The following is a 16,380-nucleotide window of genomic DNA, read 5'->3' on the forward strand; positions in this document are numbered from 1 at the left end:
ACGTCGAGAACCCCGCGGCCGTTACCCGGCCGGGGGCTGGAAAATCGCTGCTGCCAACTCATGGGAGGAATTCTAGCAGGAATCGGCACCGCCGTTCGGGATGTGTCCGCTCTTCATTCACGTCGATGTGCACCATGTGAAGCCGACCACTTGTGGTGACGTCGCATGGTTTCGATAATCATCACGAGTTCGTTCCGCGTTGCCGTTGGCTGGCGGATAGGTGCAGACGCACGGTCGTGCAAGCCGAGTTCACCGAATCAACGGTAGCGTCCAACCCGTTTGGATGCGGTGGCTCGAGAGATGCCCATCTCGGCGGCGACATGCGCGAGAGGTCAAGTCCGACAACGCGCGATGAGCCGGGGACAACCTTCGACCGTCAAGGGTGAGTCTGGGTGCGTCACTTGACCGCTTCGCTCTCGACAGGTGCAATCAGTCGAAGAAGCGGAACTGCGAGCAGCAATGCCGTTGCGGTCGCGAAGACGGCCACCCAAACCGGCCCGAGCGCGCCCGGCGTAACGCTGAGTGCGGCAGCGGCAAGTACGGGACCGACGGCTGCGCCCACGTTGAGCGCCGCTGTCGCGTATGACCCGGCCATGGTGGGCGCACCCGCCGCCGCATAGAGCACTCGCGTGATCAGCGTGCTCCCGACAGCGAAGCCCAACACTCCCTGAGCGAAAACGAGACCGAGCAGGGCAACGGGGTTCGTCGCGAATATCGCCAAAGCGAGCCACCCGAGCACAAGAACACTTCCACCGCCCACGATGACGACGCGAGGTCGGGCATCCGAGAGCCGTCCCGCAACGGTGACACCGATGAAGGAACCGACGCCGAAGAGCACAAGCGCCACCGACACCCACCACTGGCTCAGACTGGCGGTCTCCGTAACGATCGGCGCGAGGAAGGTCAGTGTGGCAAAGGTCCCGGCATTCACCAGGGCAGCGAGCAGCATCGTCAAGACGAGGCGCGGGGAGGCAAGCTGCGCCAGCTCCACCCGCAGCGACGTCGAGGACGGATCCTCCCTTGATGAGCTGTCAGTTCGAGTGGTGAAGCCCGCGGCGATGCCGATCGCAGCGGGGACGCAGAGAAAAGCGATCGCCCAGAACGTCGACTGCCAACCGAGTGCCGTACCAAGCAGAGCGCCCGCGGGGACACCGGCGACGGTGGCGACGGTGGTACCCGCCAGCAGAACCGCCACGGCCCGACCTTTGGCGTCCGGTGCCACGAGTTGCGTCGCCGCTCCCAGCGCGACCGCCAAAAAGCCCGCATTGACGATCGCGGCGATCACGCGCGTGACGAACAGAACAGTGAAGTCCGGCGTGAGTGCGCCTACGACATGGGACAGCGCGAACACGATCACGCAACCCAGGAGTGTCCCGTTCACGGGGAGGCGACGAGTGAGCGCGGCCATCGCAGGTGCGCCGATCATCATCCCTGCGGCGAATGCCGAGGTCAGAAGGCCAGCAGTCCCCAAGGAAACGCCGAAGTGAGTGGAGATGTCGGGCACGAGGCCAGCGAGCATGAACTCGGAAGTACCCATGGCGAAGACCACCAGGGCAAGAAGATAGAGAGAGAAAGGCATCGAGATAGCTCCGAAGCGAGAGTACGAACAAGAGAACGTCTCGTCACCACGGTCAGCGCCCGAAGAAACACCCGAATGTCGTGCTGCGTGCAGTACTGGGCGGCAGAGCTAGGGGCTCAGCTGAGGTGAGGGGCTGACGGCGTGACCGAAAGCCCCTGAGTGTCCGATTCAGGGCTCGACATACGGCTCAGCTTACCCGTCTGCGCCGCAGTTCCCAAGAAGCATCAACAACATCCTGGCCAGCAACAACTGTTGCTGGCCATAACGTTGTGGTCACGTAGGAAGGTCGCGGCAGGAGGCTCCGCCTCTGCGCGCGTCATCTCGGATTGGCTACAGGTACCTGCAGACCTCGTCGGCGTTGCAGGTCTCGGGTTCGGGTTCTGCGGCTGCGTCGCGGAGGGCGGCAACGTTGTCGCGGAGGGAGACGAGATCCGAGATCTGGCGCTCAATGTCCTTCAGACGAACGTCTAGGAGGTCCCGGACGTGGCCGCAGGGAATCTCGCCTCCATCGCGGATGTCGAGGATCTGTTTGATCTGCGCGAGGGTAAGTCCGGCAGCCTGGCCGCGGTGGATGAAGTCGATCCGAGTCGCTGCTTCCGGATCGTAGTCGCGGTATCCCGACGCGGTGCGCTCGGCCGCGGGAAGCAGGCCCTGCTCCTCGTAGAACCGCAGGGTCTTGGCGGTGGTGCCGGCCGCCTCGGCGAGTTCGCCGATCCTCATCTGGGTCTCCGATGTGTCACAGGTCGCACTTGACCTTCCCCCGTACTGGAAGGTCCATTGTGGCTGCATCAAGAGCAATTCTCAAGACTCAGGGGAGGAATCGGGATGCAGTCCAGGTACGACCTTGCGATCATCGGATCGGGTGGCGCCGCGTTCGCCGCCGCCATCCGCGCGACCACGCTCGGCAAGTCGGTGGTGATGATCGAGCGCGGCACTTTCGGCGGCACGTGCGTGAACACCGGCTGCGTGCCGTCGAAGGCGCTCATCGCCGCCGCTGAAGCCCGCCAGACCGCTGCCGAGGCGGGCAACCGTTTCCCGGGGATCGCCACCACAGCGGACGACGTGGACATGCCCGCGCTGATCAGCAGCAAGCAGGACCTCGTCGAGGAACTTCGGGGTGAGAAGTACGTCGACGTCGCCGACGCCTACGGCTGGCAGATCCGCCACGGCGACGCTGCGTTCGCCGGCACGCCAGAAGCGCCCGTTCTTGAGGTCACCGCGACTGACGGTGCGGTCGAGACGATCGACGCTGATCACTACCTGGTCGCCACCGGCGCCAGCGCATGGGCCCCACCGATCGACGGTCTTGAGGAGGCCGGCTACCTGACCTCGACCACGGCGATGGAGTTGACCAAGGTTCCCGACTCGCTGCTGGTGCTCGGCGGCGGCTACGTCGCCTTGGAGCAGGCCCAACTGTTCGCCCGGCTCGGGTCGAAGGTCACCCTGCTGGTTCGTTCCCGGCTGGCGTCGAAGGAGGAGCCGGAGGTATCCAAGGCGCTGCAGGAGGTCTTCGCCGACGAGGGCATCCGCGTGGTCCGCCGTGCGGTCCCGACCCACGTTGCCCGTGACGACGTCAGGGGCCAGGTTGTTGTCACCGCTGACATCTCCGGCGGCGAGCAGGAATTCCACGCCGAACAGGTCCTCGTCGCCCTCGGCCGCCGACCGGTCACCGATGGGCTGAACCTCGATGCGGTGGAGGTGAAGACCGGCGACACGGGCGAGATCGTGGTCACCGACCAACTGCAGTCCTCCAACCCCCGGATCTGGGCAGCCGGCGACGTGACCGGGCACCCCGAGTTCGTCTACGTCGCCGCCCACCACGGCAACATGGTCGCTGAGAACACGTTCGCTGGCGCTGAGCGGTCGGTGGACCACAGCCGGCTGCCGCGGGTGACCTTCACCAGTCCGGCGATCGGCGCGGTCGGGATGACCGAGGCCCAGGTGCTCGCTGCCGGGATCCGCTGCGACTGCCGCGTCCTGCCGCTGGACTACGTGCCCCGGGCGCTGGTCAACCGCGACACCCGCGGCTTCATCAAGATCGTCGCCAACGCTGAGACCGGCGAGATCCTCGGCCTCACCGCCGTCGCCAAAGACGCCGGCGAGCTCGCCGCCGCCGGTGTCCACATCCTCGGCAAGACCGTCACCGAGGTCGCCGACGCATGGGCGCCCTACCTGACCATGACCGAAGGCATCCGGATCGCCGCCAAGGCCTTCACCACCGACATCTCCAAGCTGTCCTGCTGCGCGTGACCCGCAGCCGACAGCCTCCACCCGACTCATGAAGAAGGTACCGCCATGTCGGAGCTCACGACGCAACTGCCCGAACGACTCAACAACACCGAAGAGACCGGCCTTGACGCCGTCCTATTGATCCCGCTGCTGCGGCTGATCGTCGAGGGCGGCCCGGTCACCGTCGAGCAGTTCGCCGCGGCCGCCGGCCGTCCGGTCGACGCCGTACGCACGGGTCTGGCCGCGGTGCCGGACACCGAGTACGACGACCAGGGCCGCATCATCGGCCAGGGCCTCACCCTGCGCCCCACCCCTCACCGGTTCACCGTGGCCGGTGAGGAGCTCTACACCTGGTGCGCCTGGACACCCTGATCTTTCCGACCCTGCTCGAGCGCGCGGCGAGCGTGGAGTCGGTCTCCCCGACCAGCGGCGAGCCGATCCGGGTCACCATCGACCCCGTCGCCGGCGTCACCAGCGTCGAACCCGCCACCGCGGTGGTGTCGCTGGTCAACCCCGACCAGATCACCTCGATCCGGTCCTCCTTCTGCAACCAGGTCCACTACTTCACCTCCGATGAGGACGCCGCGGGCTGGCTGGCCGAGCACCCCCGCGCCGAGGTCGTGCCCGTGGCCGTTGCCTATCGGATCGGTACCGACCTCACGACCGGCTTCCTCAACCAGTTCCAGGCCAACGCGGCAGTGGCCGACGACGGCCACTGCCGCTGCTGACCAAGAACACCGAAGGGAACTCCACTCCGATGAAGTCCAACCACGACGACCAACCGGGAGGCAGCGGCCTGCTCCTCGGAGCCGGGGCCGCGCTGCTCATGGTCGCCTGCTGCGCCCTACTTCCCTTGCTCCTCGCCGGTGGTCTGCTGGCCAGTGTCGGCGGGTTCCTCGGCAACCCCTGGGTGATCGGCACCGGCATCGCCGTCCTGGTGCTCGCGGTCCTCGCGACCACGCGGCGCCGCAGCGGCGGCAACAACGCCAGGCATGGCTGTTGCCCGCCTGTGAACTCCACCCACCCCAGCGACACGAAGGACGACCAGAACCGATGACGCTTACCCGCACCCGCCGCGCGACCCTCTCGGTCGCCGGCCTCCTGCTTGCAGGCTCCCTGGCTCTGACCGCCTGCGGAAACACCGACGCCACACCAGCCGCAGATGCGGGCACGCCAGCGGCGGTTACTAGCATCGACGGCCAGATGGTCAGCCTGCCCGCCAGCGGGAAGCCGACCGCGGTGTTCTTCTTCTCCGTCGGCTGCGGCGAATGCGTTGAAGGCGTCCGCTCCCTCGGCGAGGCCGCCACCGCTGCCGAGAAGTCGGGTGCTGGGGCGAGCTTCCTCGCCGTCGACATGGACCCCGGCGAGTCCAAGGAGACCATCGAGGGATTCATGGAGTACGTCGACGCCGAACACGTCCCGGCCGCCATAGACGAGGGTGCCGCCTTGTCCCAGCGATTCGACGTTGCCGCCCTGTCCACCCTCATCGTCATCGACGGCGACGGCAAGGTGACCTTCCGTGCCACCGAGCCCGACGCGAAGACGATCACCGCCGAACTCGTCAAGGCCGGAGCCTGATCCATGGGCGGATTGCTCAGCCTCGCCTTCGCCGCCGGCATGGTGGCGCCGGTCAACCCATGCGGGTTCGCGCTGCTGCCGGCCTGGATCAGCCAGACCCTCGGCGACGCTGACGCCTCGCCCGTCCCGGTGCGGCTGCTGAGGGCCCTGCGGTCCGGAATCGCACTGGCGATCGGGTTCGCCGGCACCCTCGCAGCTGCGGGCCTGCTGGTGAGCGCCGGGGCTCGGGGCCTGATCCAGGCAGCGCCCAAACTCGGTCTCGCCGTAGGCGTCCTACTGGTGCTCCTCGGCCTGTGGATGCTGGCCGGCCGTTCGATCTCCGTGCGGTTGCCCCGGATCACCGGCCGAGCAACCGAAGGCCTCCGCCAACCGCCCGGATGCTGGTCTTCGGGATCGGCTACGCCCTCGCCTCCCTGTCGTGCACCTTCGGAGTGATCCTTGCTGTCATCGCCCAGGCACAGGCCACCGCCAGCTACGCGGGGCTGCTGCTGGTCTTCGGTGTCTACGCCGCCGGCTCAGCCAGCATCCTGCTGCTGCTCGCACTCGCGACCACCGCCGCGGGTACCGGCCTAACCCGCCACGTCGCACGCCTCGGGAGTTATGGCCCCCGGATCACCGGCGCCGTCTTGCTGCTCACCGGCGTCTACCTCGCGTGGTACTGGTGGCCCGCCGCCACCGCCGACAACAACCTCGTCGCGACCGGCCGTGCCGGCGGTGTCGCCAGGCTCTCAACGACCCTGTCCGGCTGGGTTCAGGCTCACACGGCGCCGATCGCGGCGCTCGCGGTCATCTCCCTCCTCGTAGTACTCGCCCTTGGCGCCGCCCATAGGCGGCGTCGAGCCAGTTCCGAATCGCCGGAGGCCTGCTGCGACACCACGAACGTCGGGCTCGGCGTGTCAGGCGGCGACCACGAGGGTCAGTAGCCGACGGCTGAATGGGGGGCTTGGTCCGGGACTCAGCGACTCGACTGGAACATTCTTCGAAGGACGTGCATGACTCACCGCAACTCGCCACTGTCAGTCGAGGGACGTCGGCGGCTGGTCGAGCGTTGCAAGACCCGGCCGATCGCTCACGTGGCAGCTGAGATGGGAATCTCCCGCGCTACCGCGTCAAAGTGGGTCCATCGCCATCGTGAGTTCGGTGAGGTCGGTCTGCTCGACCGCTCATCGACGCCTAAGCAATCCCCGACAGCCACCCCCAACGTCGTTGTTCGCGAAGTCGAACGCATGCGGCGCGAGCACAAGTGGTCAGCGGCTCGGATCACGTTCGAGCTCGAACAGGTCGGCATTCAGATCAGTCGGCGCACGGTGAGTCGCATCCTCACCGACCTGCAGCTCAACCGGCGCCGCTTCATCGACCCGACCGGGGAAAGTAACCGCGAAGCGAGGAAGATTGTCGCTCGGTGCCCCGGCCACATGGTTCACCTGGACGTCAAGAAGGTCGTCCGAATCCCCGATGGCGGCGGATGGCGGGCTCATGGCAAGGACAGCCCGGAAGCTCGCGCCGTCGCGCGGACGAAAACCCGCGGCACGCGAGCCGGCTACGTCTACCTCCACTCAGCGATTGACGGCTACTCACGCCTCGCGTACACCGAGGCTTTGCCGAACGAGCAGGCCGCGACGGCCGTTGCGTTCCTCGCGCGAGCGCGGGCATGGTTCGCGGCTCATGGCATCACGCACATCGAACGGATCGTGACCGACAACGGATCCTGTTACCGCGCCTCAGCGTTCGCCGATGCACTGGCCGGGTCGCGGCACCAACGGATCACGCCCTACACGCCCCGCCACAACGGAAAGATCGAGCGGTACAACCGGATCCTTGCCGAAGAGTTCCTCTATGCACGGACATGGACCTCAGAAGACGAACGCGCCAACGCCCTCGAGCGCTGGAACCTGCACTACAACTACCACCGCCCGCACGGTGCCGCGGACGGTCAGCCGCCGGCCACGCTCGTGCCAATTCGCGTCAACAACGTCCTGGCCTCATACACTTAGCCGTAAGGATGAAGAAACAACAAGCAGATGCGGACTAGTCGAGAAGCAGCGCCGGCTCCTCGAGGATCGCCGCGATATCCGCCAAGAACACCGCGCACTTATCGCCGTCAACAATTCGGTGATCAAACGAGCCACCTACCGTGGTGACATACCGTGGAACCACCGCGCCATCGACCACCCACGGGCGCTCGCGCACCGTACCGAACGCAACAATCCCCGCCTCTGGAGGGTTGATGATCGGCGTACCCGTATCGATGCCGAGCGTTCCGACGTTCGTGATCGAGATCGTGCCGTCGCGCATATCCTCCGGCTGGGTCTTGCCGTCGCGGGCGTTGAGCGCAAGATCATTCAACGCGATCGCGAGCTCCTTGAGGCTCAGCTCATCAGCGTTCTTGATGTTCGGGACGATCAAGCCGCGGTCCGTCGACGCCGCGATACCAAGGTTGATGTAGCCCTTCTGGTGGATCTCCGCGCCGTTCTGCGTCTCAACCCACGTCGAGTTGATCTCCGGATTACGCTGCGCCGCCCACATCACGGCCTTCGCGACCACCAAAAGCGGGGTGACCTTGACACCCTCGAAGTCACGCGAAGCCTTCAAGCGGCGCACAAACTCCATGGTGCGGGTCGCGTCCACATCCACGAATAGCGACACATGCGGTGCCGAAAATGCAGAACGGACCATGGCAGCTGCGGTCGCCTTGCGCACGCCGCGCACCGGAACCACCGTGACCTCGCCCGCAGGCGGCTCCGCCGAAACACCGTTCTGGGCGCCCGCACCGAACGATGCGGCAACAGCACCCCGCGGAACCTCACTCGACGCCGCAGGGGCCGAGCTACGGTAGGTTCCCAAACGCTTATCCGCGAACGACGCCAAGTCCTCCCGCGTCACCTCACCACGAGGGCCAGTCGCCGGGACATCACGCAGATCCACACCCAAATCACGCGCCAACTTACGCACCGGAGGCTTCGCGAGCGACGGAACATCCGCCGACCCTGGGAGTGAACGTTGAGCACGCGCCGCCGGACCATCAAACTCCACGCCACGCTCAGCAGAACGCTGCGGGGCACGCCGGCGACGAGCACGCAACGACGCCTTATCCGCAACCGGACCAGAGCCCACCAGCGGGCCAGCTTCCTCGGCCGCACCGGCTTCGTCACCGCCAGCGGAAGCCGCGGACGCAGCGGAACCGCCACCCGCATCGTCGGCGGTCTCCTCACCCGGGCGAGCGATATCGATCAGCGGCTGACCCACCTCAACCACCTCACCGACCCCGGCGTGCAGGCGAGTCACCGTCCCCTCAAACGGGCACGGCAACTCAACCAGAGACTTCGCGGTCTCAATCTCAACGAAAGGCTGATTCAGCGCGACCTCATCGCCCACCGCAACCTTCCACTCAACGATGTCGGCCTCAGTGAGACCCTCGCCCACATCAGGCAAATTGAACGTCGTCATCTCAAAATCCTTCCAAAGTGCCTAGTGTTCGAACGTGCGGTCCAACGCATCAACGATCCGGTCAATGTTCGGCAGATAATCTGCCTCAACCCGCGACGGCGGATACGGCATGTGATAGCCGCCCACCCGCTCAATCGGGGCCTCCAACGCGTAGAAGCAACGGTGCCCGATGCGCGCCGCGATTTCCGCTCCGAGGCCCTGGAACGTTGGGGCCTCGTGTGCGATGACGAGGCGGCCGGTCTTAGCCACGGAGGCTTCGATCGCGTCGAAATCGATGGGGTTCAGGGAGCGCAGGTCGATCACTTCGACGTCGAGGTCTTCCGTCTCCAGCGCTGCTGCCGCGGCGAGCGCGGTAGGCACCACTGGGCCCCACGCGAGCAGCGTCGCATCCGTGCCTTCGCGGACGACCATCGCCTGATCCGGCGTGGCCTCGCGGTTCTCGGTGTCGACCTCGCCGCGTAGCCAGTAGCGGCGCTTCGGTTCAAAGAAAATCACCGGATCATCCAGCTCAAACGCTTCCTGGATCATCCAGTACGCATCGTGTGGCGAGGACGGCGTCATGATGCGGATACCGGCGGTGTGCGCGAACAGCGCTTCCGGCGATTCAGAGTGGTGCTCCACCGAACCGATCCCGCCACCGTATGGAACGCGGATCACGACGGGGAGGTTGACCCTGCCGCGCGTACGGGCGAACATCTTGGCCAGCTGGGTCGTGATCTGGTTGAAGGCCGGGAAAATGAAGCCGTCGAACTGGATCTCCGCGAGCGGGCGGTAGCCGCGCATCGCCATGCCGATGCTCGTGCCGATGATGCCGGATTCCGCGAGCGGGGAATCCACGACCCGGTCTTCACCGAAGTCTTTCTGGAGGCCGTCCGTCACGCGGTACACGCCGCCGAGCTTGCCGATGTCCTCACCGATCAAGAGCGAGCGCGGGTTGGTTTCGAGGATGCGGCGCAGGCCAGCGTTGATCGCGCCAGCAATAGTCATGCGTTGCGTGCTCACGTTCACGCCCCCTTCCCGGCGTCGGCGGCGTCGGCCTGGTTAGTTTCATCGTCTTCAAGCGATTCCATGAAGGCCCGATGCTCGGCTCGCTCTTGCTCGACGAGCGGGTGTGGGTGTGCGTAGACGTGCTCGAATTGCTCGTCGAGCGTCGCGCCGGCAAAGTTCAGGACGGCGTCGCGGACTTCGGCGGTGCGAGCTGCGGCTTGTTCTTCGACCTGGTCGAAGAATGACTCATCGACCCCGCATTCCTCGAGGAACGTGCGTGCACGCACGAGCGGATCACGCGGAGCCCAGCTTTCCTCTTCCGGACGGCCACGGTACTTGGTTGGGTCGTCGGCGGTCGTGTGCGCGCCGAGGCGGTAGGTTTCCGCCTCGATCAGCACCGGGCCCTTGCCGCTGCGAGCATGCTCGAGCGCCCACTGAGTCACCGCGTGGACTGCGAGCACATCGTTGCCATCAACACGGACGCTCGGGAAGCCGTAACCCGCGGCACGCTGCGCGAGCGGGACCTTGGATTGGGTTTCGAACGGAACCGAAATGGCCCACCGGTTGTTCTGGCAGAAGAACACTACGGGTGACTGGTTGCTCGCCGCGAAAACCATGGATTCGTGGACATCGCCTTCAGACGACGAACCGTCACCGAAGCATGCGATGACAGCCTCACCATCTTGCGCGAGCTTGGCTGGATCCCATCCGGCCTGGTCCCGCTGAATGCCCATCGCGTAGCCGGTTGCGTGCAGAGTCTGGGCCGCGAGCACGAGCGTGTAGACCTGGAAATTGTGCTCGTTAGGATCCCATCCGGAGTGGCCTTCACCGCGGAAGAGACGGAAAAGGTCAGTGATGCTCACGTCGCGAGCGAGCGCCATCGCGTGTTCACGGTAGGTCGGGAAAACAAAGTCGCTTGAGCGTGCAGCGCTAATGGCGCCGACCTGCGCGGCCTCTTGGCCTTGCAACGGAACCCACAGGACGAGCTCACCCTGTCGCTGAAGGATTGAACCTTCTTGGTCAACACGGCGAGCGATCACCATGTCCCGATAGAACTCTTGATAGTCCTCGACCGTGAGGTCCGTGACCCAATGGTCCCAATCAGGGTTGGCGATTCGCCGACCTTCTGCATCCAGCATCTGCACAGGCTCCGAGTTCAGGACCTGTTGCATGACCTGGCGAGAGTCTGGCCCGCTGTTCGCTGGGATGACCGTCATACCGCTCCTCACGTGCTTCGATTCAGCGGCGTATGTGATGCAACCGAATCCCGCACAGGCTATTCATATTCCGTCTGCGGAATATGACTTCTTAGCTTTTACATTCCTTGTGAGCCTACCCGCATTCACGGCACAAAAGGAAGTGCTTTGGGCCGCAGAAATCGCGTATTTCTGCGGCCCAAAGCTGTATTTAGTTTGCCTCCCTAGATATTCCTCTTTTGGAATATCTAGCGGTTAGCTGCGCTTGATGAACTCTGCACAGAGCTCAATGAAGCGCGCATTTCCTTCTGGTTCGCCGATGGAAACGCGCACGCCCTCGCCTTCGAAAGCACGCACCGAGAGCGCCTGCTGGCCGGCGGCCTCTGCGAACTCTGCGGCGCGCTCACCGAGTGGGAGCCAAACGAAGTTCGCGTGCGTCTCTGGGATCTTCCAACCTTGCTCCGTCAGCGCAGCGACGACCTTATTGCGTTCCTGCACGGTCTCTTCGACGCGTTCGAGCACTTCGTCAATCGCATCGAGCGAGGCGACTGCGGCGGCTTCTGCCACGGAGGAGACACCGAAAGGTACTGCGACCTTGCGCAGGTATTGGGTGATGTGCGGCTGGGATACCGAGTATCCGACGCGCAGGTTGGCAAGCGAGTGCGCTTTGGAGAAGGTGCGGAGCGCGACCACGTTGGGGTGCTTGCGGTATAGCTCAAGCCCGTTGACGGCTTCATCGTCGCGCAGGTATTCGAGGTAGGCCTCATCGATCACGACGAGGACGTTGGTTGGGACCTTGCTCAGTAGGTCTTCGACTTCGGCGGTGCGCAGCACGGGGCCGGTCGGGTTGTTGGGGGTGCAGAGGATCATGACGGATGTGTTTTCCGTGACGGCCTCCACCATCGCATCGAGGTCGATGCGGTGGTCTTCGGTCAGGGGAACCTGCACCGAGGTGGCGCCTGCGGTTTCCACGATGATCGGGTACGCCTCGAAGGATCGCCACGGGTAGATGACTTCGTCCCCTGTGCCGTCTTCGTTGGTTCCGGCGAAGGCGTTGATGATTTGGGTCAGAGCGCCAAGCGATCCGGTTCCGGTGACGATGTCCTCGGCTGGGATGTCGAAGTGTTCTGCGAGCCGGTTGCGTAGCTTGGTGGAGAGCGGGTCCGGGTAGCGGTTGTAGTCCTCATAAGCCTTGATGGCTTGGGCTACGGATGGGACTGGGGTGCCGGGATTCTCGTTGGAGGAGAGTTTATAGGGCTGGAGTCCCGGAATCACCACGGGCGGTTTGCCCGCTTTATAGGCGGGGAGGCGGCCGATTACGGGGCGTGGTGAGGGAGTTGCAGCGTTTTCTGTGACATCAGACATATCGCTAGGGTATTCCTTCTACGGACGTTCGCGCACCTTAAGTTTGTGAGGCTGGACACATTGCCGGTTGTGTCCGACTTGCTTCGTATGATGCGTCGCTTTCTTCTCGTGGCGATGCCAGCTCGTCTATGAGTTTCGCTTGAATTTTGCCTCGATTCATACTCGGGGTTGAGGATCTGTTGAGGGCAGCGTGGGATGCTGTATCTATGCGTCTCTTGATTAGTGCTATCGTCAACGCGCTTGCGCTTGCTGCGGCGGCTTCTATCGTCAGCGGTATCCACATCGGCCCTGTTAATGGTTCGGATCATTCGGGTTCTGTGATGGCCTCCTATCTTTTCGCGGGAGCGTTGTTCGGCGTTGTCAACGCGGCTTTGGGGAAGTTCATTCGGATTATTTCGATTCCGCTCTATTGCTTGACGTTGGGTCTTTTCGCGCTCGTGGTCAACGCGCTGTTGTTTGAGCTCACGGCGTGGCTTTCCAACCTCACGGGCCTGATCGTGTTCTCGATTGGCTCGTTCTTCTGGGACGGCATCCTGGGTGCGCTCATCGTCTCGATCGTGTCCGCACTCATCGGTTTGACGATGCGCGCGCTCCGCCTGGGAGCCTGACCTGCACCCGGTTCAGAAGCGTATACGGAGCGGCCGCAAGACTGTGGGTGGCGGGATTATAGGAGGTAATCGAACCTTTGAGCCGTTGGAGGTTTTGAAGCGGTAGGTTTCGGTGATCTTCAGATCATCGAGTTCCATCTGCTTCTTAATGTCCGAGAGTGCGGTGTCTTGGACTCCATCGGCCACCCGGGCATGGTCGAGATAGTTATGGGAGCCGTGGTCTGAACCGAGCAAGTCAGGTTTGCTGGATGCGACCCGATCCCTACTCTTAGAGAACACGGCAACGCGATTCGGTGAAACTTTGAGCGGGGCAGTTGCCCCGAGTGCTGGAATCGCATCATCAGGGTCGATCAGCATCAATTGCGGCGCATCCGTTGGCGGATCGTCATCCCCGTGAGGGGCGCCCGCCGTAAACGTTCCTTTGAGCTTGTACTGTTCTTTGAACTCTTGGTCGTGCGCCAGGTTCAAGGAATGCGTCCCACCTTGCGAATGGCCATTCAGATACACGCCGTCCCCCGGCATCGCGCCAGCTTCTTTGAGGGCTGCTTCGACTGCGTTGCGCACGTCGTCGGTGTTGTTGTCGAATGCTTGAGCCATACGTCGCAATCCCCACGTTGAGCCCCCGGACATGTTGGTTCCTGGAATCGTGACAATCCACCTGTGTTCCCCGGACGAAGTCACAGCTTTACTCACCATAATGGAACCGTGGCCTTCCCCTGCCAGTTGTTGGTGTTCAATCCATGTGGTGAGTTTCGTAGCATCCGTACGCATAGTTGTTACCTCTTCTTTTCCTGCCACCACAATGTTCGGGGCGAAATCGAACAACACGGAGAACAGAGTTCTGACAGTCCTAGCACCGACTTTTTTCAGCTCAGCCGCATTCATTTCGTTTCGCAGGTTCATGCTGAGCAACCCGGGTGAGTAAATGGTGAAAGCTAAAATCGCCATTTCCTCTTTCCACTCCGGCATCGCCTGCATCATATTGAGGACAGCCCCCACTGATGCGTCCGTATCCGCGTACCCGATCGTGGACAGGTTCTGCGATTCAGCTTGCTCATAATTCTCTGCCGCGCGACTCAGGCTCTGTTCAAGTTTGTCGACGCTAGCAGAGGAATGCATCATCTGTTCAGAAGCCTTGCGTGCCGCCTCTCTAACCTGTTGCAACGCGCGAAAGATCTCAAGATACTCGTCCCCCTGCAGGCCGTTCCCCTCCGGCACGTCTGAGCACGCCCTGCTCAAACGCCCCCAATCTGGTTGATAGGCTCGCATCTCGCCGGCAGCTAGTTTGAGTGAACCGCTCACAACCTCTATCGAGTGACCACCGCCAAACACCTGCATCCCGTGGTCCCCACCGGCACCGTTGCCGCCTGCGTCGTTACCACCGGGGCCATTACCCACGGTCAAACCACTCGCCACAACCACCGTCACTGCACCCCCGTCAGGTCTAGCCCGATTCCCAACCTGATGCGCTGCTCGTTGATGGCCGCTAAAGCTGCCGCTGCACAAGCCTGCACATCCTTCAAGGACGCTCCAGCACCGTGCATGATGAGCGATGCCTCATCTCGTGCCGATTCGTAGCGGTGCTTAGCTTTCCCTTTCCAATCCGGAATCTGACACCGATTCACAGCCGCATGAGCCGCTGTGACATCAGACTCCATGCCATACAACATGTGGATATAACACTCAACGCTGATACGCAGATCGTTCAACGCATGCATCACGGCCTCCTTCCGTTTTCGTAGCGTTTCCTCAACGGTAGAAACCTGCACCCTCCCCCGGGAGGGCATGTGGATAAGATGCTCTGCTTGAGGCGCTTGTGGGCAACGAAACCCCGCGCTGGGGCGAGTCATGGGACAATAGGGGCATGTCTGCCTCTCGTGTTTCCTTGTCCGACTCCACACTCGCCCTCAGCTCCCTCGACGGCCGCTACCGTTCCGCAGTCGCCGGCCTCATCGACCACTTGTCCGAGGCCGCACTGAACCGCAACCGCATCCACGTAGAAGTCGAATGGTTCATCTACCTGTGCGAAAACAGCGTCTTACCCGGCCTCAAACCACTCACGGACGAACAGAAGTCCGGCCTGCGCGCCATCGTGACCGACTTCAACACCGATTCCGTTACTGAACTCGCAGAAATCGAAGCCGTCACCGTACACGACGTCAAAGCCGTCGAATACTACATCGGCCGCCGCCTGGAAGCCCTCGGCCTAGAACACCTCAAAGCGCTCGTGCACTTCGCATGCACCTCAGAGGACATCAACAACCTCTCCTACGCGCTCGGCATCCGCGACGCGATCCAAGACGTCTGGCTGCCAGCCGCGTGGGACTTGGTGAACCAACTGTCCGAGATGGCAGAAGCTGACCGAGAAACGCCGATGCTCTCGCGCACCCACGGCCAGCCAGCCACCCCGTCCACCCTCGGCAAGGAGATCGCGGTCTTCGCCTACCGCCTCGCCCGCCAGCTGCGCCGCATCCAGAACACCGAATACCTCGGCAAAATCAACGGCGCCACCGGAACCTACGCGGCACACCTCGCCGCCGCACCAGCAGTGGACTGGCAGTCCATCTCGCGCGGCTTCGTCGAAGGCCTCGGGCTGAGCTGGAACCCGCTCACAACCCAGATCGAAAACCACGACTGGCAAGCGGAACTGTACTCCGACATCGCACGCTTCAACCAGATTCTGCACAACCTCTGCACCGACATCTGGAGCTACATCTCCATCCGGTTCTTCCAGCAGATCCCCGTTGAAGGCGCAACCGGCTCATCCACAATGCCGCACAAGATCAACCCGATCCGCTTCGAAAACGCAGAAGCCAACCTCGAAATCTCCAACGGGCTGCTCAACACGCTTGCCTCAACACTCGTGCAGTCCCGCTGGCAGCGCGACCTGACAGACTCCTCGAGCCAACGCAACATCGGCACCGCAATCGGCCACTCGCTACTTGCCATCAGCAACGTGTCCAAGGGCCTCGAACGCCTCGACACCGCAGTGGACGTGATCGCCGCTGACCTCGATGAGAACTGGGAAGTCCTCGGCGAAGCAGTACAGACCGTGATGCGCGCCGAAGCGATCGCGGGGGTCGAAGGCATGGACAACCCATACGAACGCCTCAAAGACCTCACCCGCGGCCACCGCGTAGACGGCGAACGCATGCGCGAATTCGTCAAGAGCCTCGGCCTGAGCGCCGATGCGGAAGAACGCCTCCTGAACCTGACCCCACAGACCTACACCGGCCTAGCGGACCAACTGGTCGACTGGGTCTCGCAACGCGTCTAACCCAACGCTGCCGGGCACCGAAAGCATCGACTCCCAGGATTCTCACAGGTACTTTTACAGGTTTACCCTGGAGTGCTCAAGGATCTCACCAGGATATGCGGGTAGTGTCGTAGA

15 protein-coding genes and 2 pseudogenes are annotated in these 16,380 nt (G+C 63.3%); 8 read left to right on the forward strand and 9 right to left on the reverse strand.

Annotation, left to right across the window (positions count from 1 at the left end):
• Positions 1–125: 125 nt before the first annotated feature.
• From J2S67_RS08355 to J2S67_RS08365, 3 genes and pseudogenes are all read right to left on the reverse strand, one after another.
• Positions 126–380: pseudogene (locus J2S67_RS08355) on the reverse strand (helix-turn-helix domain-containing protein); the annotation flags it as partial.
• Positions 381–397: 17 nt separating this feature from the next.
• On the reverse strand, positions 398–1,579 hold the full coding sequence (locus J2S67_RS08360; RefSeq protein WP_310248117.1) for a Cmx/CmrA family chloramphenicol efflux MFS transporter: 1,182 nt from the start codon (positions 1,577–1,579) through the stop codon (positions 398–400).
• Between the two features lie 330 nt (positions 1,580–1,909).
• Complete coding sequence (locus tag J2S67_RS08365) at positions 1,910–2,299, reverse strand: heavy metal-responsive transcriptional regulator (protein WP_040347802.1); 390 nt, start codon at positions 2,297–2,299, stop codon at positions 1,910–1,912.
• A gap of 105 nt (positions 2,300–2,404) precedes the next feature.
• Between J2S67_RS08365 and merA the strand changes: the two genes are divergently transcribed.
• The 6 genes and pseudogenes from merA (at position 2,405) to J2S67_RS08405 (ending at position 7,380) form a co-directional block, all read left to right on the forward strand.
• Complete coding sequence (merA, locus tag J2S67_RS08370; RefSeq protein ID WP_005882720.1) at positions 2,405–3,829, forward strand: mercury(II) reductase; 1,425 nt, start codon at positions 2,405–2,407, stop codon at positions 3,827–3,829.
• Positions 3,830–3,874: 45 nt separating this feature from the next.
• Positions 3,875–4,536, forward strand: a pseudogene (gene merB / locus J2S67_RS09880) (organomercurial lyase MerB).
• A 29-nt stretch (positions 4,537–4,565) separates the two neighbouring features.
• Positions 4,566–4,865: a hypothetical protein gene (locus J2S67_RS08385; RefSeq protein ID WP_005882715.1), complete on the forward strand. Its 300-nt coding sequence runs from the start codon at positions 4,566–4,568 to the stop codon at positions 4,863–4,865.
• Positions 4,862–5,386: a TlpA family protein disulfide reductase gene (locus J2S67_RS08390; protein WP_005882713.1), complete on the forward strand. Its 525-nt coding sequence runs from the start codon at positions 4,862–4,864 to the stop codon at positions 5,384–5,386. Before J2S67_RS08385 ends, J2S67_RS08390 begins: the two co-directional genes overlap by 4 nt.
• A gap of 377 nt (positions 5,387–5,763) precedes the next feature.
• Positions 5,764–6,309 (forward strand): hypothetical protein, encoded by a 546-nt coding sequence (locus J2S67_RS08400; protein ID WP_005882709.1) that lies wholly within the window; start codon positions 5,764–5,766, stop codon positions 6,307–6,309.
• A 69-nt stretch (positions 6,310–6,378) separates the two neighbouring features.
• Positions 6,379–7,380 carry an IS481 family transposase gene (locus J2S67_RS08405; RefSeq protein WP_310248136.1) on the forward strand — a complete coding sequence of 334 codons (1,002 nt, stop codon included), beginning with the start codon at positions 6,379–6,381 and terminating at the stop codon, positions 7,378–7,380.
• Positions 7,381–7,414: 34 nt separating this feature from the next.
• On the opposite strand, the gene J2S67_RS08410 is transcribed toward J2S67_RS08405, so the two are convergent.
• The 4 genes from J2S67_RS08410 to J2S67_RS08425 all read right to left on the reverse strand — a co-directional run bounded on the left by J2S67_RS08410 (position 7,415) and on the right by J2S67_RS08425 (position 12,381).
• Positions 7,415–8,833: a dihydrolipoamide acetyltransferase family protein gene (locus J2S67_RS08410; RefSeq protein ID WP_310248139.1), complete on the reverse strand. Its 1,419-nt coding sequence runs from the start codon at positions 8,831–8,833 to the stop codon at positions 7,415–7,417.
• 21 nt (positions 8,834–8,854) lie between these two features.
• Positions 8,855–9,820, reverse strand: a complete 966-nt coding sequence (locus tag J2S67_RS08415) for an alpha-ketoacid dehydrogenase subunit beta (protein ID WP_101630905.1) — start codon at positions 9,818–9,820, stop codon at positions 8,855–8,857.
• A gap of 17 nt (positions 9,821–9,837) precedes the next feature.
• Positions 9,838–11,037: a thiamine pyrophosphate-dependent dehydrogenase E1 component subunit alpha gene (locus tag J2S67_RS08420; protein WP_310248142.1), complete on the reverse strand. Its 1,200-nt coding sequence runs from the start codon at positions 11,035–11,037 to the stop codon at positions 9,838–9,840.
• Between the two features lie 234 nt (positions 11,038–11,271).
• A complete protein-coding gene (locus J2S67_RS08425; RefSeq protein WP_310248144.1) occupies positions 11,272–12,381 on the reverse strand; it encodes a histidinol-phosphate transaminase in 1,110 nt (369 codons plus the stop codon).
• A gap of 206 nt (positions 12,382–12,587) precedes the next feature.
• Between J2S67_RS08425 and J2S67_RS08430 the strand changes: the two genes are divergently transcribed.
• The gene (locus J2S67_RS08430) at positions 12,588–12,989 is read left to right on the forward strand and encodes a phage holin family protein (protein WP_310248146.1); all 402 of its coding nucleotides are present in this window, start codon (positions 12,588–12,590) and stop codon (positions 12,987–12,989) included.
• Positions 12,990–13,001: 12 nt separating this feature from the next.
• Here the strand turns inward: J2S67_RS08430 and J2S67_RS08435 are convergent, their stop codons facing one another.
• Together J2S67_RS08435 and J2S67_RS08440 are read right to left on the reverse strand one after the other, a co-directional pair.
• Positions 13,002–14,417, reverse strand: coding sequence for an alpha/beta hydrolase family protein (locus tag J2S67_RS08435; RefSeq protein ID WP_310248149.1), 1,416 nt, complete (start codon positions 14,415–14,417; stop codon positions 13,002–13,004).
• Positions 14,414–14,707 (reverse strand): hypothetical protein, encoded by a 294-nt coding sequence (locus tag J2S67_RS08440; protein WP_035756384.1) that lies wholly within the window; start codon positions 14,705–14,707, stop codon positions 14,414–14,416. The genes J2S67_RS08435 and J2S67_RS08440 overlap by 4 nt, the downstream gene beginning before the upstream one ends.
• Positions 14,708–14,853: 146 nt before the next feature.
• Here J2S67_RS08440 and purB point away from each other — a divergent pair, with 146 nt between their 5' ends.
• Positions 14,854–16,266, forward strand: coding sequence for an adenylosuccinate lyase (gene purB / locus J2S67_RS08445; protein WP_310248151.1), 1,413 nt, complete (start codon positions 14,854–14,856; stop codon positions 16,264–16,266).
• The last annotated feature ends 114 nt before the right edge of the window (positions 16,267–16,380 follow it).

The organism is Pseudoglutamicibacter albus (assembly GCF_031458175.1).
In the GTDB taxonomy this organism is placed as follows: domain Bacteria; phylum Actinomycetota; class Actinomycetes; order Actinomycetales; family Micrococcaceae; genus Pseudoglutamicibacter; species Pseudoglutamicibacter albus.

Coding starts and splice junctions, on each gene's coding strand:
- J2S67_RS08360 (WP_310248117.1), bottom strand. CDS start 1,579: ATGCCTTTCTCTCTCTATCTTCTTGCCCTGGTGGTCTTCGCCATGGGT.
- J2S67_RS08365 (WP_040347802.1), bottom strand. CDS start 2,299: ATGAGGATCGGCGAACTCGCCGAGGCGGCCGGCACCACCGCCAAGACC.
- merA (WP_005882720.1), top strand. CDS start 2,405: ATGCAGTCCAGGTACGACCTTGCGATCATCGGATCGGGTGGCGCCGCG.
- J2S67_RS08385 (WP_005882715.1), top strand. CDS start 4,566: ATGAAGTCCAACCACGACGACCAACCGGGAGGCAGCGGCCTGCTCCTC.
- J2S67_RS08390 (WP_005882713.1), top strand. CDS start 4,862: ATGACGCTTACCCGCACCCGCCGCGCGACCCTCTCGGTCGCCGGCCTC.
- J2S67_RS08400 (WP_005882709.1), top strand. CDS start 5,764: ATGCTGGTCTTCGGGATCGGCTACGCCCTCGCCTCCCTGTCGTGCACC.
- J2S67_RS08405 (WP_310248136.1), top strand. CDS start 6,379: ATGACTCACCGCAACTCGCCACTGTCAGTCGAGGGACGTCGGCGGCTG.
- J2S67_RS08410 (WP_310248139.1), bottom strand. CDS start 8,833: ATGACGACGTTCAATTTGCCTGATGTGGGCGAGGGTCTCACTGAGGCC.
- J2S67_RS08415 (WP_101630905.1), bottom strand. CDS start 9,820: ATGACTATTGCTGGCGCGATCAACGCTGGCCTGCGCCGCATCCTCGAA.
- J2S67_RS08420 (WP_310248142.1), bottom strand. CDS start 11,037: ATGACGGTCATCCCAGCGAACAGCGGGCCAGACTCTCGCCAGGTCATG.
- J2S67_RS08425 (WP_310248144.1), bottom strand. CDS start 12,381: ATGTCTGATGTCACAGAAAACGCTGCAACTCCCTCACCACGCCCCGTA.
- J2S67_RS08430 (WP_310248146.1), top strand. CDS start 12,588: ATGCGTCTCTTGATTAGTGCTATCGTCAACGCGCTTGCGCTTGCTGCG.
- J2S67_RS08440 (WP_035756384.1), bottom strand. CDS start 14,707: ATGCATGCGTTGAACGATCTGCGTATCAGCGTTGAGTGTTATATCCAC.
- purB (WP_310248151.1), top strand. CDS start 14,854: ATGTCTGCCTCTCGTGTTTCCTTGTCCGACTCCACACTCGCCCTCAGC.